The sequence below is a fragment of the Massilia mucilaginosa genome, from assembly GCF_011682145.1.
GTDB lineage: Bacteria > Pseudomonadota > Gammaproteobacteria > Burkholderiales > Burkholderiaceae_D > Telluria_A > Telluria_A mucilaginosa.
In genome coordinates this window covers 32,752-54,814 of the sequence record NZ_WHJH01000040.1, presented here as the reverse complement: position 1 = coordinate 54,814, position 22,063 = coordinate 32,752, and the positions used below count along the sequence as shown (strand labels likewise).

Sequence of the window (22,063 nt, the reverse complement as noted above, 5' to 3'; positions counted from 1 at the left end):
TATGAACAAACTGGTACATGGCCTGATGGCTTTCCTGGCAGTGATGACGATGGGCGCGGCCAGCGCCGCCGACCTGCCGCTCGGCCCGGGCGACGTGCTCAAGGTCTCCGTCTACGGCAGTCCCGACCTGACCCTGGAAACCCGGGTCAGCGAAGGCGGCAACATCAGCTATCCGCTGATCGGCCAGGTGCCGGTGGCCGGCCTGTCGGCCGCCGCCGCGGAAAAGAAGATCGCCTCGATGCTGGAAGCGGGCAACTTCGTCAAGAAGCCGCAAGTGAACGTCATCGTCACCGCCGTGCAGAGCCAGCAGGTCTCGGTGCTGGGCGCGGTTAACCGCCCGGGCCGCTACCCGATCGAAGGCAAGCGCAGCCTGATCGACTTGCTGGCCATGGCCGGCGGCATCAATAGCGAAGGCGGCGACCGTCTCAGCCTGATCCGCACGCGCGACGGCAAGACCACGCGCGAAGAGATCGACGTCATCGAGATGGTCCGCAACGGCCAGCTGAACAAGGACTACGTTTTGTCCGGCAACGACGTCCTGTTCGTCGAGCGCGCGCCCAAGTTCTATATCTACGGCGAAGTCCAGCGTCCGGGCGCGTTCCGCCTCGAGCGTTCGATGACCGTGGTGCAGGCCCTGTCGGCCGGCGGCGGCCTGTCCATGCGCGGCACCGAGCGCGGCCTGGTGATCAAGCGCCGCGATGCGGACGGCAAGATCCGCCTGATCGACGCCAAGCAGGACGACCTGCTGCAAGTGGACGATGTCGTCTTCGTCAAGGAAAGCTGGTTCTGATTTTCCCGGCCTTGGCCGCCGCACCACATTGAGAGTTGCTAAATGAATTTATCCCAGTTCCTGCTGATTTTGTATGCGCGCAAGTACATCATCCTGGCGACCTTGCTCGTCACCGTCACGCTGACCCTGATGGTCAGCCTGTCGATGCCCAAGACCTACCAGGCCACGGCGTCCGTGCTGCTCAACTACAAGGGCGTCGATCCGCTGACCGGGATTGCCATGCCGAGCCAGCTGTTGCCGGGCTATATGGCGACCCAGATCGACATCATCAGCAGCAAGAACGTGGCCGGCAGGGTGGTCGACCAGCTGAAAATGGCGGAAAATCCGACCGTGGTCGAGCAGTTCCGCAAAGCCACCGGCGGCAAGGGCACCGTGCGCGACTGGCTGGCCAGCCTGCTGCTGGTCAAGCTCGACGTGGTCCCTTCGCGCGAAAGCAGCGTGGTCGAAATCAATTTCAAGGGCGCCGATCCGCAGTTCGTGGCGGCTGTGGCGAATGCCTTCGCCGAGGAATACCAGAAGCTGGCCATCGAACTGAAGGTCGAGCCGATGAAAAAGGCCGCAGCCTACTTCAACGAACAGACCAAAATGCTGCGCGGTAACGTCGAAGCGGCCCAGAGCCGCCTCTCCAAGTACCAGCAGGACAACGGCATCGTCAGCGTCGACAACCGTCTCGACGTCGAATCGAACCGCCTCAACGACCTGTCGGCCCAGCTGGTCGCGGCCCAGGGCCAGGCCATGGAAGCCAATTCGCGCCAGGGCATGGCGCAGGGTGCGCGCGCCGCCGATTCGCCCGACGTGGCCTCCAATCCGCTGGTGCAGAACCTCAAGGTGCAGCTGGCCGGGGCCGAATCGCGCCTGGCCGAAGCGGGCCAGCGTTTGGGCGTGAACCATCCGCAATACCTGAGCATCAAGGCCGAAGTCGACAAGATCAACGCCAACCTGTCTGCCCAGCAGCGCTCGGCGTCCAGCAGCGTCGGCAACAACGCCGCCATCCTGCAGCAGCGCGAAGGCGCGGTGCGCGCGGCGCTGGCGGCCCAGAAGGCCAAGGTACTCGAACTGAACCGCAGCCGCGACGAACTCGGCGTGCTGGTCAAGGACGTCGAGAGCGCCCAGCGCGCCTTCGACGCCACCTCGATGCGCTTTTCGCAGACCCGCATCGAAGGCGCGTCCGAGCAGTCCGACATCGCCGTGCTCAATCCGGCCACCGCGCCGCTGGGCGCCAGCGGTCCGCGCGTCATGCTCAACACCATGCTCTCGGGTTTCCTGGGCGTGATGCTGGGCCTGGGCTTTGCCCTGCTGACCGAAATGATCGACCGCCGCGTGCGCTCCGAAGCCGATATGGCCGAAGTGCTGCAGATGCCGGTGCTTGGCGTGATCGACTGGACTGCTTCCAAGCGCCGCTACAGCGCGATCAATTCGCTGCTGCCGCGCCGCCTGCGCCTGGGCTAGCCGCCCGCGCCCGAACCAACAATAGGAAACACCATGACGCAGACCGAGCTTTCCCTCGCCGCCTCCGAGAAACTGAAACGCGCCGATTCGAGCATCGGCGGCTTGCTGCTCGAATCGGGCAAGATCACCCCCGAGAACGCCGAGCGCGTGCTGCGCATGCAGAAGGAACTCGGGATCCGCTTCGGCGAGGCCGCCCAGCGCCTGGGCCTGATCAACGAAGCCGATATCCAGCAAGTGCTGGCGCGCCAGTTCGACTATCCCTACCTGCAGCCGGGCGAGGGCAGCTATTCGCCGCACCTGGTGGCCGCCTACGATCCGTTCAGCCCGCAGGTCGAAACCCTGCGCGCCGTGCGCAGCCAGCTGATGCTGCGCTGGTTCGCGCGCGGGCGCAAGTCGCTCACCGTGGTCGGGATCGACCGCGGCGACGGCGCCAGCCTGTTCGCGGCCAACCTGGCGGTGGTGTTTTCGCAATTGGGCGAACACACCCTGCTGGTCGACGCCAACCTGCGTAAACCAGCCCAGCACACCATTTTCAATATTCCCGGCAAACAGGGCCTGTCCGACGTGCTGGCCGGCCGCGCCGACCTCGACGTTACCGCCCATGTCGGCTCCTTCGTCGACCTGTCGGTGCTGGGCGCCGGCACCTTGCCGCCGAATCCCCAGGAACTGCTCAGCCGCAGCAATTTCGCCGGCCTGAACGCCCAGCTCGAATCGAAATACGATGTCACCCTGTATGACGTGGCCGCCAGCCAGACCGGGCTCGACGCCCTGGTGCTGGCCGCCCGCACCGGCGGCGTGCTGATCGTCGCGCGCAAGAACAAGACCCACATGGGCGACGTCAACGCCCTGGCCGAACAGGTGGCCCAGAACGGCGCCGTGGTGGTCGGTTCGGTGCTGGTGGACTTCAAATGAGCACGCAGGCCAAGTCGTCCGTGCCGGCCGGCCTGTCCGGCAACGGCGCGCTGCCGTCCTGGGCGCCGATCGCGCTCGGCCTGCTGCTGATGTACGTCCCGAGCTTCTACGACATGTTCACCGGCCTGTGGGCCACCGAAGAACAGGCGCACGGCCCGATCATTCTCGGCATCGCGCACTGGCTGCTGTACCGCAACTGGGGCCAGATGCTGGCCGTCAGCGAAGGCGAGCGCGGCAGCCCCCTGGGCTGGCCGCTGCTGGTGCTGTCGGTGTTCGTGTACTTCATCGGCCGCTCGCAGGGCATCGCCATCTTCGAGATCGGCTCCTACCTCGGCACCCTGATGGCGCTCATCCTGCTCATGCGCGGCAAGCGCGCGCTGCGCGCCCAGTGGTTCCCGTTCTTCTTCATGCTGTTCATGCTGCCGCTGCCGGGTTCCCTGGTCGACATGCTGACCATGCCCATGAAAACCGCCGTCTCCTGGGTGGTCGGCAACGTGCTGTACTGGGTCGGCTATCCGATTTCGCGCAGCGGCGTGATCCTCCAGATCGGCCAGTACAAGCTGCTCGTGGCCGACGCCTGCGCCGGCCTGCATACGCTGTTTACCCTGGAGGCGCTGGGCCTGCTGTACCTGAACATCGTGCGCCACAACTCGCTGTTCCGCAACATCACCCTGGCCATCCTGATCGTGCCGATCTCCTTCATTTCGAACGTGATCAGGGTCATGGTGCTCACCCTGATCACCTATCACCTGGGCGACGCGGCCGGGCAGGGCTTCCTGCACGGTTTCGCCGGCATGGTGCTGTTCGTTTCGGCCCTGCTGCTCATTATCGCCACCGATTCGCTGCTGCGCTTCGGCGCCGCCGACAAGCAAGCGCTGCCGCTGTTCGCCAGCGAAGCCGGGCCGCCGGCCTTGAGCGCCAACTACGGTCCGCTCGGCATGGCGCTCGGCGCCGCCGTGCTGATGGGCGCGGCCCTGCTGGCCACGCTTGCCATCAAGCCGCAGAAAATGCTGTCCGACAGCGAGCCCGCGATCGTGCTGGAAACCAGCGTTCCGCACGCCTTCGGCGACTGGAAGATCGATCCCGACGCCGTGGCCATGGTGCCTTCCTCGGTGCAGCAGGAAAAAGTGGCGGCGGTCTACAGCCAGACCCTCTCGCGCACCTACATCAACAGCCGCGGCCAGCGCGTGATGCTGACCATCGCCTACGGCTCGAACCAGACCCAGTCGATGCGCGCGCACCGCCAGGAAGTCTGCTACGCGGCCCAGGGTTTCCAGATTCGCGACCTGCACGACGAAAACCTGGTGTTCGACGGCTTGCCGGTCCCGGTCACGCGCATGGTGGCCAGCCATGGCCCGCGCACCGAGCCGGTCACCTACTGGTTCACCATGGGCAGCAGCGTGGTGCGCAGCTATGTCGACCGCCAGATGGTGCAGCTCAAGTATGCGCTGTCCGATTACATTCCCGACGGTTACCTGTTCCGCGTCTCGTCCATCGAGCCCGACGACAAGGCCGCGTTCGCCGTCCAGGATGCGTTTGTCAACGACCTGATGAAGCACGTTGCGCCACCAGTGCGCGCCAAGCTGATCGGCGCTCCTGCGTGATGTGCGGCGGATCGAGCGCACAGGTGCCGGCATGATCGAGCACCCGGTTCCCCAGTCGCGCCGCTACAAGGGCGGCAGCGGCAAGCTGACCGCCATTGCGGGCGTGATCGCGCTGCTGCTGCTCGCGGCCGTGTTCGGGGCCGCCGTGCCGACCCTGGGCGTGCTGGTGCCGGCCGCCGTGATCATGTGCGGCCTCGGCTTGTGGGTCATGCTCGATTTCCGGGTCGGGGTGGCCGCCGCCATCGTCATCATGCCGCTCTCGGCGCTGGTCTTCTTTCCGCACGAAATGCTGGGCATCCGCGGCCTCAATCCGCTCAACCTGATCCTGTTCCTGACCATCGTCTCCTACGTGGTCCATGCCGGACTGCGGCGCTGGCGCGATCCGCTCGCGCCGATGCGCCTGCTCACCTGGTATATCTTGCCGATCGGCATCGCCTGCGTGGTCGGCATGTCGAATGTCCACCTGATCCCGCCGCGCTTCGAGGCCGAACGCCTGATCCAGTACCACGATGGCTTCGGCTATATCCGCGACATGTTCATCAAGCCGCAATTTTTGGTGCTGCTGGCGCTGATGGTGGGGCTGTCGGTGCGCCACAGTAAAAAGCCGGAAAAATTCCTGTACCTGATGCTGATGTCCGGCTGGATCTTTTGCGGCCTGGTGGGCTGGCGGCTGCTCAGCTCGGGCATCTCGCTGCGCCAGCTGGCCTCGCCCCTGGCGCGCGACTTCCTGGGCAGCCTCGGCATGCACGCCAACGAGATGAGCCTGTTGTTGAACATGCTCTACGCGGTGACCCTGTTCTCGCTGCGCGGGGCCGGCGACGCCCAGCGCCGCCTGCTGTTCGTCTCTTCCGTGGTGTTCGCCGTGTGCGTGCTGATGACCTTCTCGCGCGGCGGCTTCATCGGCTTCATCCTGGTCAACCTGATTTACTTCTGGAAGCGTATCAGCGTCAAGACCGTGATCATCGGCGTGATCGTGGCCGGCTGCATCGGCCCGCTGGTGATCGAACCGATCCTCGAACGCGCCCTGACCGGGGTCGGCAACGGCGACCGCGGCGCCGTGACCGCCGGCCGCCTGGACGGCATCTGGCTGCCGCTGCTGCCGTATGTGCTGGAAGAACCGGTGTTGCCGAAAGGCGTGCGCTCGCTCTTGTGGAGCCCGCCCGTGCGCCTGAACAAGATGCTGCCGGTGGCGCAGACCCACAGCGCCTGGCTGGGCGGCCTGATGGACCTGGGCCTGGTCGGCTTCGGCTTCGTGCTGGCCTTCCTGCTGTTCGTGCGGCGCGAATTCCTGCGCCTCTCGCGCGAGCATGCCAGCGCCAGCCTGCAGGGCATGTTCGCCGGCGGCGCCGTCATGATCCCCCTGTGGTTCATCCAGGGCTTCACCGACGATATGTTCACCCCCACTTTTTCGCAATCGTATTTCTGGATCCTGCTCGGCATCCTGATGGGTTGCGGCGGCGTGTACCGCATGAAGGACAGGAACCGGCATCGGGAACCGGCACCCTGGCACGACAAGCCCTTTGACTTACGGAAAGACGAGTTGGCAACGTGACTGATATTGATTCAACGCAGCGCGATGCAGTGCAGCGCAAATCGGCGCGCATCTGCATGCTGAACTACTACGCCTGGGGCGTCATTGCCGACCTGGACGGGAAAAAAGTCCACATCGGCGGCGAAGAAGTGCAGCACGCGCTGATGTCGCGCTACCTGGCGCGCAGCGGCCACCAGGTGACCTCGCTGGTGGGCGACTTCGGCCAGCAGCCGGTCGAGCAGGTCGGCGGCGTGACCGTGCGCAAGACCTTCGCCCTCGCCGACGGCTTGCCCGGCCTGCGCTTTTTCGCGCCGCGCCTGACCGCCACCTGGGCTTCCATGAAGGCGGCCGACGCCGACGTGTACTACGTCAGCTGCGCCGGCGCCACCGTCGGCATCGCCGCCGCCTTTTGCCGCCGCCACGGGCGCCGCTTCGTGTTCCGCATCGCCTCCGACGCCGATTGCGCGCCCGATACCCTGATGCTGACCAACGCGCGCGACCGCGTCCTGTATCACTACGGCCTGCGGCGCGCCGACGCGATCCTGGCGCAAACCGACAAGCAAGCCGCGCTGCTGCTGAAGAACTACGGCTTGCATGCCGAAGTGGCCGGCATGTTTTCGGACTTGCCCGACACCATCGCCCCCCCCGCCGAGCGCAGCACCGACCTGCTGTGGCTGGCCAATATGCGCTCGATGAAGCGACCAGAGTGGTTCATCGACATCGTGCGCGAGTTGCCCGAGTTCGTCTGCGAGATGGCCGGCGGCGCCCATCCGGAAGAGCGCGAGCTGTACGCGCGCGCCGAAGCGGGCGCGCGCGCCTTGCCGAACCTGCGCTTTCACGGCCAGGTCAAGTTCGGCACCACGCGCAGCCTGTTCGCGCGCGCCCGCATCTTTGTCAATACCTCGTCCTTCGAGGGTTTCCCCAACACCTATCTGCAAGCCTGGGCCAACGGCGTGCCGGTGGTGGCCACGTTCGATCCGGACGGCATCATCGCGCGCCTGGGCCTGGGCGTGGCGGTGAGCGATGTCGCCGGCGCCGTCGCGGCGGCGCGCGCGCTGCTGGCCGACCCGGCCGAGCTGGCCGCCTGCAGCGCGCGTTGCCGCGCCTACGCCAGCACCCGCCTGGCGCCCGAAACCGTTTCCGCACCTTACCTGTCGGCGCTGCTCGCATGAACCAAGGCATGAACCAAACACCACGTCAACGCCTGCGCATGTTGTGGGGCTCGGACCTGTATCGCTGCCTGCAAGGCGCCAGCGGCTGGCGCGCCGGCCTGCGCGCCTACCGCATGGTGCCGGGCTTCCGCTTCCTGTTCTGGCTGCGCCTGGCCGCCGTCACGCGCGGCGCTGGCGGCCTGTGGAAGCTGGCCCATGTCGCCGCCCGTTTCATGCACAAGCACTACCGCTTCAAGTTCGGCATCTCGATTCCCTACGATACCGAGATCGGGCCCGGCTTTTACATCGGCCACTTCGGCGGCATCGTGGTCAGCCGCGACGCGCGCATCGGGCGCAACTGCAATATTTCGCAGGGCGTCACCATCGGCCAGGTCAACCGGGGCGAGCGCAAGGGCGTGCCTGTGCTCGGCGATAACATCCACATCGGCGCCGGCGCCGTGCTGCTCGGCGCCATCAAGGTCGGCAACGGCTGCGCCATCGGCGCCAACGCCGTCCTCACGCGTGACCTGGACGACAACTCGGTCGCGGTCGGCATTCCGGCCAAGGTCATCTCGACCAAGGGCAGCGAAGGGTACGTCGAGTATTGTGATTATCCAAATGCGTAGCGGCGGCCCGCAATGACGGCCGTCAGCCTGAAACGCGGCGCGATCACCCTGACCGCCGCCAACATGCTCGACTTCGGCCTGCAATTTTTGATGCCGATCGCGCTGGTGCGCCTGTTGCCGACCTCCGCCTTTGCCGACTACCGCCTGGCCTGGCTGGCGATCGGCACGGCCATGGCGATCGCGCCCTTCGCGCTGCCGCGCAGCCTGTTCTATTTCCTGCCGCGCCATGAAGGGCAGGCGCGCGCGCCGTATGTGCACCAGACCCTGCTGATGCTGCTGTTGACCGGTGCCTTGGCCGGCCTGGCGCTGGGACCGTGGAATCCTCTGCTGCCGGCCAGCCTGCGCGCCATGCACAGCGCGGCCTGGTTCATGCCTGCCTTCCTCACGCTGTGGGTGGCGGCCAACCTGATCGAATTCCTGCCCAATGCGCGCGGCGACGTGGCCGGCCAGGCCAGGATGATCGTCGCGCTGGCCGTGCTGCGCGTGCTGATGGTGGGCGCCGCCGCCTGGTCCGGGCGCGCCGACGTGGTGTTCGGGGCCCTGGTGGCCTACGCCGCCATCAAGGTGGTGCTGGTGCTGCTGCACATCGGGCGCCACTACGGCTGGCGCGTGTTTCCGCTGCAAATGCCGGCGCTGCGTACCCAGCTGGTCTACTGCGTGCCGTTCGGCCTCGCATCGGCCCTGTTCCTGCTGCGCGGCCAGGCCGACCAGTGGGTCGCGGCCGCCATGTTCCCGGCCGCCGCCTTTGCCGCCTTTTCGATCGGCGCCGTCATCATGCCGGTGGTGGCCCTGGTACGCAACAGCGTCAGCAACGCCATCGCGCCGCGCCTGTCCGCGCTCGAATCGAACAAGGACCAGGACGGCATGCTGCGCCTGAACCAGCGCGCCAACCTGGCCAGCGCCTTCGTGCTGCTGCCGACCCTGATGCTCACGGCCGTGCTGGCCGTGCACATCGTGACCGTGGTCTACACCGACAAATACCTGCTCGCCGCCGACGTGATGCGCATCAATTGCCTGGCCCTCCTGGGTGTGGCGGTCGAGGTCAGCACGCTCACGGTGGTGCTCAACCAGGGCCGCTTTTTACTGGCCGCCGACGGCTGCCTGCTGTTCGTCAGCCTGGCCGCCGGCGTCACCGGCGCGCTGCTGTTCGGCGTGCCCGGCGCCGCGCTCGGCAATGTGCTGACCCTGGCCGCCGGCAACGCCTTCAGCTTCTGGCGCGTCTCGCGCGTGACCGGGGTGCCGCTGCGCCGCCTGCAGCAGTGGGGCGCGCTGCTGCGCATCCTGGCCGCCTGCGTCGGCGCCGGCGCGCTGGCCGCGCTGCTCGACGCGGCCGACCTGGTGCGCGCTCCCTTGCTCGAAGCGGTGCTGATCGGCGCCGCCTTCGCCGTCGCCTATGTCGCCCTGCTCAAGCTGGCCGGCGTGCTGTCCGAGGCGCGCGCCCTGTTCCTGCCCCAGGCGCCGATAGCTCCCGCATCTCCTACAAAACACGATTAACCATCCCAGGATCCACCATGCCCGCACTTCAAAAACTGCTCTTCGTCTTCGGCACCCGTCCCGAGGCCATCAAACTGGCGCCGGTGGTGCTGGCCGCGCGTGCCCACGGCGGCTTCGAGGTCGTGGTCTGCGTCACCGCCCAGCACCGCGAAATGCTCGACAGCGTGCTGGCCTTTTTCGGCATCAATCCCGAGCATGACCTGAACCTGATGAAGCCGGGCCAGACCCTGACCGGCCTGACCACCGGGGTGCTGGAAGGCCTCGCGCCCGTGCTGGAACAGGAGCGTCCGGACTGGGTGCTGGTGCAGGGCGACACCACCACCGCCTTTGCCGGCGCGCTGGCCGCTTTCTACGCCAAGGCCAAGGTGGCCCACGTCGAAGCCGGCCTGCGCACCGGGAATATCTATGAACCATTCCCGGAAGAGATGAACCGCAAGCTGGTCGGCGCCATCGCCGAGATGCACTTCCCGCCGACCGCGCCGGCCAAGGCCAACCTGCTGCGCGAAGGCATTGCCGAAGAGCGTACCTTGATCACCGGCAACACCGGCATCGACGCCCTGTATCTGGTGCGCGCGCGCCTGCAGGAAGACCCGGCGTGCCGCGCGCAGGTCGCCGCCGCCCTCGAGCCGCAGGGCTTGAACCGCTTCATCGGCCCGCGCCGCCCGTTCGTGCTGGTCACCGCGCACCGGCGCGAAAGCTTCGGCGCCGGCTTCGAGGCGATCTGCACCGCCATCGCCGAGCTGTGCACACGCTATCCGGACATCGATTTCGTGTTCCCCGTGCATCCGAATCCGGCCGTGCGCGGCGCTGTCGAACGTTACCTGGTGCCGGCCGGCTTCGCCAACCTGGTGCTGTGCCAGCCGCTCGACTACCTGCCGTTCGTGGCGATGATGATCAATGCTTCCGTGGTGCTGACCGATTCCGGCGGCGTCCAGGAAGAAGCGCCGAGCCTGGGCAAACCGGTGGTCGTCATGCGCGACGTCACCGAGCGCATGGAAGGGGCGGCGTCGGGCATGGTGCACCTGGTCGGCCCGCACCGCGAACGCATCGTCACGGCCGTGGCCGGTCTGCTCGACAGCGATGTGCGGGACGGCAGCGGCGGCAATTTCTATGGCGACGGCCACGCCTCGCTGCGCATCCTCGACACCCTGGCCGGCTTCGGAGAGCGCGCTTGAAGATTTTTGCGATCTGCTACTACGCGCCGCCCAAGCTGACCCCGCAGGCGATCCAGATCGGGCGCCAGCTGTATCACCTGGACGCGCGGGTCGAACTGCTGCACGGCAGCGATCCGCAGTTTTCCGACGCCTACGACCAGTATCCGGATTTTTTCGAGCGCATCGGCTCGCTGTGCGTGCCCAGCCCCGGCACCTTTTTCAAGGGCTTCGCGCACCGCGTCGCGCGCCGCCTGCTGCCGCTGTATAACACCATTCCCGACGGCCTCGGTCCGTGGCGCCGCCGCGCGCTCGGGCCGGCGCTGCAACGGATCGCCGCCAGCGGCAGCGAGGCGCTGGTCAGCTTCGGCATGCCGATGTCGGACCACCTGCTGGCGCTGGAAATCAAGCGCCGCACCGGGCTGCCGTGGCTGGCGCATTTCAGCGACCCCTGGTCGGACAATCCCTTCCATCCGAACACCTGGCTGGAACACCGGGTCAACGCGGCGCTCGAGCGGCGCGTGGTCGAGGCCGCCGATCGCGTGCTGTTTACCTCGCAGCGCACCCTGGACCTGGTGATGGCCAAATATCCGCCGGACTGGCGCGCGCGCGCCGCCGTGCTGCCGCACGCCTGGGACATGGACAATTTCGCCGGCCCGGCGCCGGCCTTGGCACCGGCGGTGGCGGCGCGTCCCGGCGTGCGTCATGTGGTGCGCCACATCGGCGCCTGCTACGGCGCCCGCTCGCCCGAACCGCTGTTCGCGGCGCTGGCGCGCATGCTCGAACGCCAGCCGGGCGTGTTCGATGCGGTCGCCTTCGAATTCGTCGGCCACGTCTCGCCCAACCTGCTGGCCTCGGACGCCTACAAGGCGCTGCCGGCGGGACTGGTGCGCATGCGCGGCCAGGTCGGCTACCGCGAATCGCTGCAGCTGGCGCGCGACTCGGACGCGCTGCTGGTGATCGACGCGCCCAGCAAGTTGCCCAGTGTGTTCCTGCCAAGTAAACTGGTGGAATACATCGGCGCGCGCCGCCCGGTCTGGGGCATCACGCCGCCGGGCACCTCGGCCGACCTGATCGCCGAATGGGCCGGCAGCGCCGACGCCTGCGCCGCGCCGGACGATATCGAAGCGGTCACCCGCATGCTGCGCGCCGGCCTGTCCGCACTGGACGGCGCGGCCGGGCAGGGCGGACCGGAAGCGGTGGCCGAACGCTTCGCCGCGCCGCGCGTGGCCGCCGCCCTGAAGGCCCAGATCGCGCTGGCGATGGGGCGCAGCGTTTCCTGAACCAGCTGCCGGCCCCGCCCCCGGCGGGAGCCTCTACCTTGATTATGATTGCTTGAAAACCCAGATGACGCCAATGACCCTCCTGTTCGTCGCCGACCAGCTCAAGTTCGGCGGCGCCGAACGCCACCTGGTGGCGCTGGCGACCGGCCTGGCCCAGCGCGGCCACAAGGTGGCCGTGGCCTACCTGAAGGATTCCGACGAACTGGCCGCCGAGCTGGAACGGGGCGGAGTCGCGCCGATCGTCTGCTGCCATTCCGGTGGCGGGGTCGACCTCGGCGCCCTGAAGCGCATGACCGGCCTGATCGACCAGCTGGCGCCCGACCTGGTGATCACCACCTCCCAGTATTCGCAGATGTGCGCCACCATGGCCGGCTGGCGCGCACGGCGCCGCCCGCCGCAGGCCTTCATTTGCCACAGCATGGGCGTGGTGCGGCGCGGCGGCAGCGCGCGCCTGCGTTTTATCGTCTATCGTCAATTCTATCGGACCGCCGCCTGCGTCATCTTCATCAGCGAGCTTCAGCGCGGGTTTTTTGCCAAGCTCGGGGTCGGGCTGCGCCGCAGCGAAGTGGTGCACAACGGGGTCGACCTGGGGCACTTCGCGGCGGAGCTGGTGGCGCAGCCGGCTAGCGCGCTGCGCGCCCGGCACGGCATCGGCGCGCACGAGTTGGTGATCGGCCTGTGCGCCATTTTCCGCGAGGAGAAACGGCACGGCGACCTGCTCGAGGCGCTGGCGCGCTTGCGCGCTCAAGGCGTGGCCGCGCGCGCGGTGCTGGTCGGCGACGGCGTGACGCGCCCGCAGATCGAGGCCCGCATCGACGCGCTCGGCCTGCGCGATGCCGTCCTGCTGGCAGGTTTCCAGCAGGATGTGCGTCCCTTCATCGGCATGTGCGATGTGATGACCCTCACTTCGCACGACGAGAATTTTCCGATCGCCACCCTGGAATACATGGCGCTCGGTAAAACGCTGGTGTCGAGCGACGTCGGCGGCATGCGCGAGCAGGTCGACGACGGCGTCAACGGCCTGTTGTACCCGGCCGGCGACGTCAAAGCGCTGACTGCCGCCTTGACCCGTTTGAGCGACCCGGCGCTGTGCGCGCGCCTGGGGCAGGGCGCGCTGGCCTCGGTGCGCGCGCGCTTCGACGTGCAGCACATGATTACGCGCTACGAAAGCATCTTCCGCGGACTGGCCGGCGCGCGCGCCGCCGCCGCCACCACAACCACCACAGCATAGAAAGCCCATCAACATGCCGATCGAAGACATTGTCCATCCTTTCCTGAAGTTCTATACGGCGGCCCCGCAATGGGTCAAGAGCTCGCTCGGCCACGTGTATTCGATGGCGCCGACGCGCCTGCGCTACGGCGCCAAGTACGACGAGTTCCAGGCCGAAATCAACCGCTGCAACGACGTGGCCTGGACCGCGCGCCGCGCCGACGAAAAACTGCTCGACACGCTGCGCTGGGCAATCGAGACCGTGCCCGCCTACGCCCACCTGAAAAGCGCCCTGGCCGAGGTGCGCGATCCGTCCGACGCGACGCGCCTGCTGGCCGCGTTTCCGCTGCTCGAAAAAGAATCGCTCAAGGCCGACAGCACGCGCTACCTGTCCACCAAAATGGGGCCGGAAACCCACCTGATGGCGTTTACCGGCGGCTCGACCTCGGTGCCGATGAAGCTGTACCTGGAAAAGTACGTCTCGCGTTCCAAGGACTTTGCCTATAACAGCACGTTCGATACCGTCGCCGGGGTCGGCGGCGGCGACGTCATCCTGGCGCTGCGCGGACGCAGCGTGCCGGGCGCCGGCAAGCCGGGCGGCGCGCTGTGGATGTACGATCCGATCAAGCGCTACCTGCATCTGTCGTCGGACCACCTGGAAGCGCAGTACATGCCCGGCTACGTGGAAGCGATCGCCAAGTGGAAGCCGACCATCATCCACGCCTTCCCATCGGCGCTGGTGCCGCTGGCGCACTGGTTCAAGGCCAATCCGGCGCCCGAGCTGGTCGCGCGCATCCGCGCCGTGCAGCTGTTTTCCGAAAATGTCTACGATTACCAGGTCGACCTGATCCGCGAAGTGTTCGGTTGCCCGGTCCTGCTCGACTACGGCCACTCCGAGCGCGCCGTCAAGGCCATCTCGCTGCCCGAAGACAGCCGCTATTTCTTCTGGCCCCTGTACGGCAAGGTGGAGCTGGTCGACAGCGTCGGGCGCGCCATTACCGAGCCGGGCGTGCTCGGCGAAATCGTCGCCACCGGCTTCGACAACCGGGTCATGCCGCTGATCCGCTACCGCACCGGCGACCTGGCCATGTGGAGCAAGGCGCCCAACACCATTCGCCCGGGCTTCGCCGTGGTCGAACGGATCGAAGGGCGGCTGCAGGAATTCCTGGTGTGCCGCGATCACCGCCTGGTGTCGATCTGCACCATCGGCGCGGCCCACTTCGAGCAGCTCGCCAGCGCCGACATGATGCAATTCGAGCAAGACACGCCGGGCAAGGCCACCCTCAAGGTCATGTCCGACACCGAACTGACCCCGCGCGCGCGCGCCGCGCTGGCGGCCGGCGTCCTGGCCAAGACCCAGGGCGGACTGGACATCGAGATCGTGCGGGTCGACGGCATCCCGCGCACCGGCTCGGGCAAGCACAAGCTGCTGGTCCAGCGCCTCGACCTGTCCGGCTACCTGGGCGCGGCCCATATCGAGCGCGAGGGCGAGAGCGACAGCGCCGGAACGCTCTGATGAAGTCGGTGATCATGATCGGCCCGTCGCCGGCAGCGCGTGGCGGCATGGCCAGCGTGATCCAGACTTATCTGGCGCACGGCTACGAGGAGGGCGGGCGCTGCCGCTTCATCGCCACCCACGTCGACGGCGGACCGCTGCGCAAGGCGCTGCGCGCGCTGGCCGCGCTGCTGCAGTTCGTCGGGCTGTTAATCGGCGGGCGCGTCGCGGTGCTGCACGTGCACCTGGCGTCCGGGGTCAGCTTCTGGCGCAAGGCCCCGTTCATGGCGGCGGCGCGCCTGTTCCGCCGGCCCGTGCTGGTGCATCTGCACGGAGGCGAATTCATCGACTTCGTTGACGTGCGCCTGTCCGGCTGGCGCCAGCGCTTCGCGCTGCGGCTGCTGGGCGACGCCGCCGCCGCCTTCGCCCTGACCGAGGTCTCGGCAACCTGGCTGCGTACGCGCGCCGGGCTCAAGGTGGTCGAGGTGTTTCCCAATCCGATCGCCGGCGTCGCGCCGCTGGCGCGCCGGCCCGGGCGCAGCGTGCTGTTCCTGGGACGGCTGGAAGAGAAGAAGGGCGTGTTCGACCTGATCCGCGCCTTCGCCGTTGTGCATGCGCAAGCGCCCGACGCGCGCCTGGTGCTGGCCGGCGACGGCGACGCCGATGGCGCGCGCGCCCTGGCGGCCGAACTCGGCGTGGCCGACTACGTGCGCCTGCCGGGCTGGGTCGATGCCGATGCGCGCGCCGCCTTGTTGGCCGAAGCGGCTGTGTTTGTGCTGCCATCGCACAAGGAACAGATGCCGATGTCAATTTTGGAAGCCATGATGGCAATAGTTCCGGTAGTGGCGAGCAATGTTGGTGCTGTGCCACACATGTTGGATCAAGGAAAGTGTGGTTTTATCGTTGAAGTGAGCAATATACCCCAGCTCGCTGCCTGTATTTTGCGCATTTTGGACGATAATATCCTGGCGGATATGATCTCCGAGCGCGGACTGGCACGTGTCAAGTCCGAGTACATGGTCGAGACAGTCTTGCGACGTCTTCGACAACGTTATGAGGAGTTGGCAGCATGATAAAATTAGTTAGCGTTATTTCATTGGCGACGGCGGCCTTTTGCCTGCCCGCCATGGCACAGAATTTCACCACTGTCGCACCCCGTTTTACCACGGCCGAGTTGACCGCCACGGCCAACGCCCTGGCCCCGACATCCCTGACCACCGCCATCGATAAATTCGACGCCGCCGCGCCGATGGGCCACCCGCGCCTGTTCAAGGGCCAGCCCGATTACCTGGGCATCGTGGCCGCCACCAAGGCCGAGCGCACGTCGTCCATCGTGGCCGTGACCGGTTATTTGCAGCGCAATTCGGTGGCCAATATCAGCACCACGCTGCGTTCGCAGATCAATTCGGGCACGACCTCGGTGCGCATGGAATCCTGGTGGCAGCAGGACCGCATCCTGGAAGGCATGGCCGAGGCGGCCGTGGCTTACCATATGACCAAGAATCCCTGGTTTATCACCGAAATGCGGGCCCGCATGCAACTGTTTGCGCCAGGCATCCTGGCGCGCAAATGCGTCGGCGACGTCTCGGAAACGCGCGATTACGCCTGGTTCTATGCCCTCGCCTACGATTTCGCCTTTCCCGCCATGACGACCGCCGACAAGCAGATGGTCAAGGACATCATCGTCGCCTGCGGCAACTCGGGCCTGGCCAAGGTGGCCGACACGGTCAAGCTGTATCCGGAAAACGGGATCGCCTATAACGCCCTGGGCAAATTCGTCGGCGCCTTGCTGATCGTGCGCGGCGACATGCCCGAGACGCACGCCTGGCTGCGCACCTCGCTGCCGCTGTATGTCAGCAGCACCAGCCCATGGGGCGGCGACGACGGCGGCTTTGCCAACGGCTCGAGCTATGCCGGCTGGGAATCCGGCGAATCGCTGCTGATGTGGGACTTGATCGAGCGCGTGCTCGGTGTGCCGTTCTACCGCAAGCCATGGCTGGCCGAATTCGCCCGCTTCATGGCCTACGCCCTGCCGCCCGGCGTGCCGGTCGGCGTGTTCGGCGACGGCGCCGAAGTGAACCGGATCGAAGAATGGGCCCGCTTCGGCAAGGCTGTCATGAACCGCTCCGACACCACCTTGTCGCGCTGGTACGTCAAGCAGCAGAGCGGCGAAGACTATGCGCGCCTGCACATCCTGCTCAGCCCGCGCGAGTACTCCGGCACCATCGCCTTGCCGAGCACCCAGCCGAACGGCGCCTACTTCCCGGCGATCGGCTGGGCCGCCATGCACAGCTCGCTGACCGACCGCGCCCGCACCTCGGTGTTCTTCAAGAGCAGCCCGTTCGGCTCGGTGAATCACTCGCATGCCGACCAGAACAGCTTTGTCATGTACTCGAAGGGCAAAGTGCTGGCCATGGACAGCGGCAACTACGACTACTACAACTCGCCGCACTGGCGCGATTACTACAAGCAGACCAAGGCGCACAATGCGATCACCTTCGACGGCGGCCAGGGCCAGTACCTGGGCGCCGGCGGCCTGGGCGATCGCGCCGCGTCCGGCAAGCTGACCAAGTTCCTGCAGACGGCCGCCTACGACATCACCACCGGCGACGCCACCGCCGCCTATGCAGGCAAGCTGAGCCAGGCGAAACGCACCGTGGTCTTCATCCGTCCATCGACCCTGGTGACGATCGACCAGCTCAACAGCGCTACGCCGCGCAAGTACGAGTACAACCTGCACACCGTGGCGCCGGTGAGCGGCACGGCGGCCGCCTTCCGCGCCGACGTGGCGCCGGCCGAGATGTGCGGCACGGTGGCTTCGCCCGACCCGTTTGCGATGAGCGCCTCGGTCGGCTACATGCCGGCGCCGACCGTGCCGGCCGGACCGCATTTCTGGAACAAGTTTAACTATGCGACGGCCAAGAACCGCGGCTTCTTCGTCTCGGTCCTGCGTTCGAACTGCTTGCTGGTGAAGCCGGAGATCGTGTTCAGCGGTACCACTGCCAAGATCACCGTGGGTGGACGCGTGATTTCGGTGACCGACCTGGATGTGACGGTCAACTGATGTCCCACCCCGCCTTGCGACGGCGCCTGTTGGCGCCGCCGCAAGGCGCTGCATTTCCCCTCCGCTGTCTCTTGAACGCATGGCCCCAGCGCCGGCTTTCGACCCCATCCGCTTCGTCCCAAGCATCCCTTCTTTCCTCCAAGAACGGCACCTTCCGCCTCTTGATGCGTCTCGACAACGTCGAACCGGTTTCGGGCGACACGCCCGCTTGCCGGGCGGGCGCGCACATTCGATAATGTGCGGACAACGAATTTGCCTTTCCGATTATAATTGCCTTTTTTATAAATCTGGATGACTATGCCTCTGATCTATCTGGTTGCCGGTGCTCGACCCAACTTCATGAAAATCGCGCCGATCGTGCGCGCCCTGCAACAGCAGGATGCGCTCACCTTCAAGATCATCCACACCGGCCAGCACTACGACCGCGAGATGAACGATGTCTTCTTCGAAGAACTGGGCATTCCCCAGCCCGATATCTTCATGGGCGCGGGCGGCGGCAGCCATGCCCAGCAGACGGCCAAAATCATGGTCGCGTTCGAAGAGCTGTGCCAGGCCGAGCGCCCGGCCGCCGTGCTGGTGGTGGGCGACGTCAATTCCACCCTGGCCTGCTCGATCGCCGCCAAGAAGCTCAACATTCCCGTGGCCCACGTCGAAGCCGGCTTGCGCAGCGGCGACATGACCATGCCGGAAGAAATCAACCGCCTCGTCACCGACAGCATCAGCGACTGGTTCTTCGTCACCGAGCCGAGCGCCGTGAGCCACCTGCAGCGCGAAGGCAAGGCCGAGTCGGCGATCCATTATGTCGGCCATGTGATGGTCGACAATGTGTTGTTCCAGGCCGACAAGCTGGGCACGGCCGACACGTCCGCCTACGAAACCAGTGCCATCAAGGCCGCGCGCAGCGCCAATGGCGCGCGCTACGGCGTGGTGACCCTGCACCGTCCCAGCAATGTCGACGACGCCGCCATGATGACCACCCTGGCCGGCGCCCTGCGCGAGATCGCGCAAGAGCTGCCGCTGATCTTCCCGGTGCATCCGCGCACCCGCGCCAATCTCGACAGCTTCGGCATCGACCTGGGACCGAACGTGACCCTGGTCGGACCGCAAGCCTACATGGCTTTTCTGAACCTGTGGAAAGACGCGGCGGTGGTGCTGACCGACAGCGGCGGCCTGCAGGAAGAAACCACGGCGCTGGGCGTGCCCTGCATCACCATCCGTGAAAACACCGAGCGCCCGGTCACCGTCGACGAAGGCTCGAACGTGCTGGTCGGCACCGATCCGGCCCGCATCGTGGCCGAGGCGCGCAAGGTCTTGCGCGGCGAAGGCAAGCAGGGCCGCCGTCCGCACCTGTGGGATGGCAAGGCGGCCGAGCGCATCGTCGCCGTGTTGACCAAGGAACTTGCGACAAAGGAACTGGCGTGAGCGAGCGTATCGAGATGATGGGTTGTCTGATGGACAACCTCACGATGGAAGAAACCTTGCAAAAAGTGGAAGGTTTCATCAGCGCCGGCACGCCCCACCAGCACGTGGTGGTCAACGTCGACAAGCTGGTCAAGGCCAACCGCGACCCCGAACTGCGCCGCATCATCAATGAATGCGCGCTGATCAACGTCGACGGCATGCCGGTGGTGTGGGCCGCGCGCCTGCTCGGTAAACCCCTCAAGGAGCGGGTGGCCGGGGTCGACCTGTTCGAAGCGCTCATGAAGCGCGCCGCCGAAAAAGGCTGGCGCGTGTACCTGCTGGGCGCGCGCGAAGAAGTCGTCTCCGACGTCAAGCGCATCTACGAGAAAAAATACGCCGGCATGACCCTGGCCGGCTACCGCAACGGCTACTGGAAACCCGAAGAAGAAGCGGGTGTGGTCGAGCAGATCGCCGCCGCCAAAGCCGACCTGCTGTTCGTGGCGATCAGTTCGCCCAAGAAGGAACATTTCCTGGGCCAGTACCAGGCGCAGATGAAAATTCCATTCGCGATGGGCGTGGGCGGCACCTTCGACGTGGCCGTCGGCCGGGTCAAGCGCGCCCCGCTGTGGATGCAGAAAAGCGGCCTGGAGTGGTTCTACCGCTTCCTGCAGGAGCCGCGCCGCATGTTCCGCCGTTACTTTATCGACGACATGGGCTTCATCTGGCTGTTCCTCAAAGAAGCGACCCGGCGCCGGCCGGCCGCGCGCTGAACCCCGCTTGCTTTCCCGGTAGCTGTTCCCCTGGTAGCTGAACCCTATTTACACTATTCATTCAAAGGCAGTTTTATGAGCACAATTGGCGTCATCGGTCTTGGCTACGTCGGCCTTCCCCTCGTGGTCGAGTTCGCGAAACTGGGCCCCACCATCGGCCTCGACATTTCGGTCTCCAAAGTCGAATCCTGCCGCCGCGGGGTCGACCCGTCGCGTGAACTGTCGGACGAGCAAATGGCCGCGGCCGTGCACGCCGAGTACACCAACGATCCGGCCCGCCTGGGCGACGCCGACCTGATCATCGTGGCCGTGCCGACGCCGGTCGACATTGCCCACAATCCCGACTTCGGCCCGCTGATCGGCGCCAGCCAGGTGGTCGGCAAGCACATGAAAAAGGGCGCCACCGTCATCTACGAGTCCACCGTGTATCCTGGCGCGACCGAAGAAGTGTGCATCCCCGTGCTCGAAAAAGCCTCGGGCCTGAAGTGGAAGGACGATTTCTTTGTCGGTTACTCGCCCGAGCGCATCAACCCGGGCGACAAGGAACACACCCTCACCACGATCCTGAAAGTGGTCGCCGGCGACACCCCGGAAACGCTGGAAAAAGTCGCCAGAATGTACGAATCGATCGTCAAGCCGGGCGTGCACCGCTGCTCGAGCATCAAGGCCGCCGAAGCGTGCAAGGTCATCGAAAACACCCAGCGCGACCTGAACATCGCCCTGATGAACGAACTGGCGATCATCTTCGACAAGATCGGCATCGACACCTCCGAAGTGCTCAAGGCGGCCGGCACCAAGTGGAACTTCCTCAAGTTTTCGCCGGGCCTGGTGGGCGGCCACTGCATCGGCGTCGATCCGTACTACCTGACCCACAAGGCCGACATGCTGGGCTACCACCCGCAAGTGATCCTGGCGGGACGGCGCATCAACGACGGCATGGCCAAGTTCATCGCCGAGCAGACCATCAAGAACATGATCGCCGCCGGCAGCTACATCAAGGGCGCCAAGGTCAACGTGCTGGGCCTGACTTTCAAGGAAAACTGCGCCGACCTGCGCAATTCCAAGGTGGCCGACGTGATTGCCGAACTGAAAACCTACGGCGTCGAGGTGTTCGTGCACGACCCGTATGCCGATGCCGAGGAAGCGATGCACGAGTACGGCGTCAAGCTGGTGTCGTGGGATGAACTGCCGCGCGCCGACGCCGTCGTGGCCGCCGTCTCGCACCGCCAGCTGATGGCGACCTCGATCGAAGACTTCCAGAAGAAATTGATCAAGGGCGGCGTGTTCATCGACGTCAAGGCTTGCTTCGACCAGGCCGCACTGGTCGACGCCGGCATCAAGGTATGGCGCCTGTAAAGGGCGTGCTGGCAGGGCGGCGCAAGGCAAGAGTACGCCAGCACGGCGCCGCCTTGCTGCTGATGCTGGCCGTGGTTGGCCTCGGCGCGGCATCGCTGCTGATGTCGGGCATCGGCAAGACCGATACCCAGTCCGGCCCGGACCAGCGCAGCCGGACCGCGCTGGCCCAGGCGCGCGAAGCGCTGATCGGCTTTGCGGTGGTCAACGGGCGCCTGCCGCGCCCGGCGCTGGACGATGGCGGCGGACGCGAGTTCGACGGCCGCTGCGACAGCGAAGAGCGCTGCAGCGGCTTGCTGCCCTGGGTTACGCTGGGCATCGCGCCCGGCGACGGCTGGGGCAAGCTGCTGCGCTACAGCGTCACGCCGGCCATGAGCACGGCGCCGATCCAGCCCACCGTGGTCTTCGGCACCAAGTCGATCGTCACGCGCAGCGGCGGCCAGCTGGTGCGCCAGGTGGGCGCGCCCGTGTGTTCGATGGCGACCCAGTGCGGCGCCGCCGTGGTGTTTTCGTACGGGCGCGAGCATGGCGGCATCAGTGTAGCCGGCGTGCGCCAGCCGGACACGTCCACCACGAATGCCGATGAGCGCTTCAATGCGCTCGCCGTCGCCACTTTCATCGAGCGCCCGCTGGGCCGCGATCCGCTGGCGCCCGGGGGCGAGTTCGACGACCAGCTGGTGCTGCTGCCGGTCGGCATTCTGTTTAATCGCATGAGCCTCGCGCGCAGCTTGCCGCAGGGCCAGTAGGGCGGGCAGCGGCTCGCTCCCCACATCACCCTT

The 22,063-nt window shown here is 66.3% G+C and carries 18 protein-coding genes; all 18 read left to right on the top strand.

The features are described 5' to 3' along the window. The first annotated feature begins 1 nt into the window (after window position 1). Entirely contained in the window at window positions 2-790 is a 789-nt protein-coding gene (gene epsE, locus F2P45_RS24605) for a polysaccharide export protein EpsE (RefSeq protein ID WP_166880775.1), read from the top strand. A 42-nt stretch (window positions 791-832) separates the two neighbouring features. After that, window positions 833-2,239, top strand: coding sequence for a chain length determinant protein EpsF (epsF, locus tag F2P45_RS24600; protein ID WP_166880773.1), 1,407 nt, complete (start codon window positions 833-835; stop codon window positions 2,237-2,239). 33 nt (window positions 2,240-2,272) lie between these two features. Continuing rightward, complete coding sequence (gene epsG, locus F2P45_RS24595; RefSeq protein WP_166880771.1) at window positions 2,273-3,151, top strand: chain length determinant protein tyrosine kinase EpsG; 879 nt, start codon at window positions 2,273-2,275, stop codon at window positions 3,149-3,151. Next, window positions 3,148-4,755, top strand: a complete 1,608-nt coding sequence (gene xrtB, locus F2P45_RS24590; protein ID WP_166880769.1) for an exosortase B — start codon at window positions 3,148-3,150, stop codon at window positions 4,753-4,755. Before epsG ends, xrtB begins: the two co-directional genes overlap by 4 nt. Window positions 4,756-4,786: 31 nt before the next feature. Further along, complete coding sequence (locus F2P45_RS24585; protein ID WP_166880767.1) at window positions 4,787-6,307, top strand: O-antigen ligase family protein; 1,521 nt, start codon at window positions 4,787-4,789, stop codon at window positions 6,305-6,307. Then, window positions 6,304-7,458 (top strand): glycosyltransferase family 4 protein, encoded by a 1,155-nt coding sequence (locus F2P45_RS24580; RefSeq protein WP_166880765.1) that lies wholly within the window; start codon window positions 6,304-6,306, stop codon window positions 7,456-7,458. The genes F2P45_RS24585 and F2P45_RS24580 overlap by 4 nt, the downstream gene beginning before the upstream one ends. 8 nt (window positions 7,459-7,466) lie before the next feature. Beyond that, a complete protein-coding gene (locus tag F2P45_RS24575) occupies window positions 7,467-8,063 on the top strand; it encodes a serine O-acetyltransferase (RefSeq protein WP_223164824.1) in 597 nt (198 codons plus the stop codon). Window positions 8,064-8,075: 12 nt separating this feature from the next. Next, complete coding sequence (locus F2P45_RS24570; RefSeq protein WP_166880764.1) at window positions 8,076-9,557, top strand: lipopolysaccharide biosynthesis protein; 1,482 nt, start codon at window positions 8,076-8,078, stop codon at window positions 9,555-9,557. 17 nt (window positions 9,558-9,574) lie between these two features. After that, window positions 9,575-10,732: a non-hydrolyzing UDP-N-acetylglucosamine 2-epimerase gene (gene wecB, locus F2P45_RS24565; protein ID WP_166880762.1), complete on the top strand. Its 1,158-nt coding sequence runs from the start codon at window positions 9,575-9,577 to the stop codon at window positions 10,730-10,732. Next, a complete protein-coding gene (locus F2P45_RS24560) occupies window positions 10,729-11,991 on the top strand; it encodes a glycosyltransferase family protein (RefSeq protein WP_166880761.1) in 1,263 nt (420 codons plus the stop codon). The genes wecB (F2P45_RS24565) and F2P45_RS24560 overlap by 4 nt, the downstream gene beginning before the upstream one ends. Before the next feature lie 64 nt (window positions 11,992-12,055). Then, entirely contained in the window at window positions 12,056-13,222 is a 1,167-nt protein-coding gene (locus F2P45_RS24555) for a glycosyltransferase (protein ID WP_166880759.1), read from the top strand. 13 nt (window positions 13,223-13,235) lie between these two features. Continuing rightward, the gene (locus F2P45_RS24550) at window positions 13,236-14,717 is read left to right on the top strand and encodes a phenylacetate--CoA ligase family protein (protein ID WP_166880757.1); all 1,482 of its coding nucleotides are present in this window, start codon (window positions 13,236-13,238) and stop codon (window positions 14,715-14,717) included. After that, window positions 14,717-15,769, top strand: coding sequence for a glycosyltransferase family 4 protein (locus F2P45_RS24545; protein ID WP_166880755.1), 1,053 nt, complete (start codon window positions 14,717-14,719; stop codon window positions 15,767-15,769). The genes F2P45_RS24550 and F2P45_RS24545 overlap by 1 nt, the downstream gene beginning before the upstream one ends. Then, on the top strand, window positions 15,766-17,760 hold the full coding sequence (locus F2P45_RS24540) for a heparinase II/III domain-containing protein (protein ID WP_166880754.1): 1,995 nt from the start codon (window positions 15,766-15,768) through the stop codon (window positions 17,758-17,760). Before F2P45_RS24545 ends, F2P45_RS24540 begins: the two co-directional genes overlap by 4 nt. A 297-nt stretch (window positions 17,761-18,057) precedes the next feature. Continuing rightward, window positions 18,058-19,182, top strand: coding sequence for a non-hydrolyzing UDP-N-acetylglucosamine 2-epimerase (gene wecB / locus F2P45_RS24535; protein ID WP_166880792.1), 1,125 nt, complete (start codon window positions 18,058-18,060; stop codon window positions 19,180-19,182). Next, the gene (locus F2P45_RS24530) at window positions 19,179-19,931 is read left to right on the top strand and encodes a WecB/TagA/CpsF family glycosyltransferase (protein WP_370663309.1); all 753 of its coding nucleotides are present in this window, start codon (window positions 19,179-19,181) and stop codon (window positions 19,929-19,931) included. Before wecB (F2P45_RS24535) ends, F2P45_RS24530 begins: the two co-directional genes overlap by 4 nt. 75 nt (window positions 19,932-20,006) lie before the next feature. Next, window positions 20,007-21,287: a nucleotide sugar dehydrogenase gene (locus F2P45_RS24525; RefSeq protein WP_166880752.1), complete on the top strand. Its 1,281-nt coding sequence runs from the start codon at window positions 20,007-20,009 to the stop codon at window positions 21,285-21,287. After that, complete coding sequence (locus tag F2P45_RS24520) at window positions 21,275-22,030, top strand: hypothetical protein (protein WP_166880750.1); 756 nt, start codon at window positions 21,275-21,277, stop codon at window positions 22,028-22,030. The genes F2P45_RS24525 and F2P45_RS24520 overlap by 13 nt, the downstream gene beginning before the upstream one ends. Window positions 22,031-22,063: the final 33 nt, after the last annotated feature.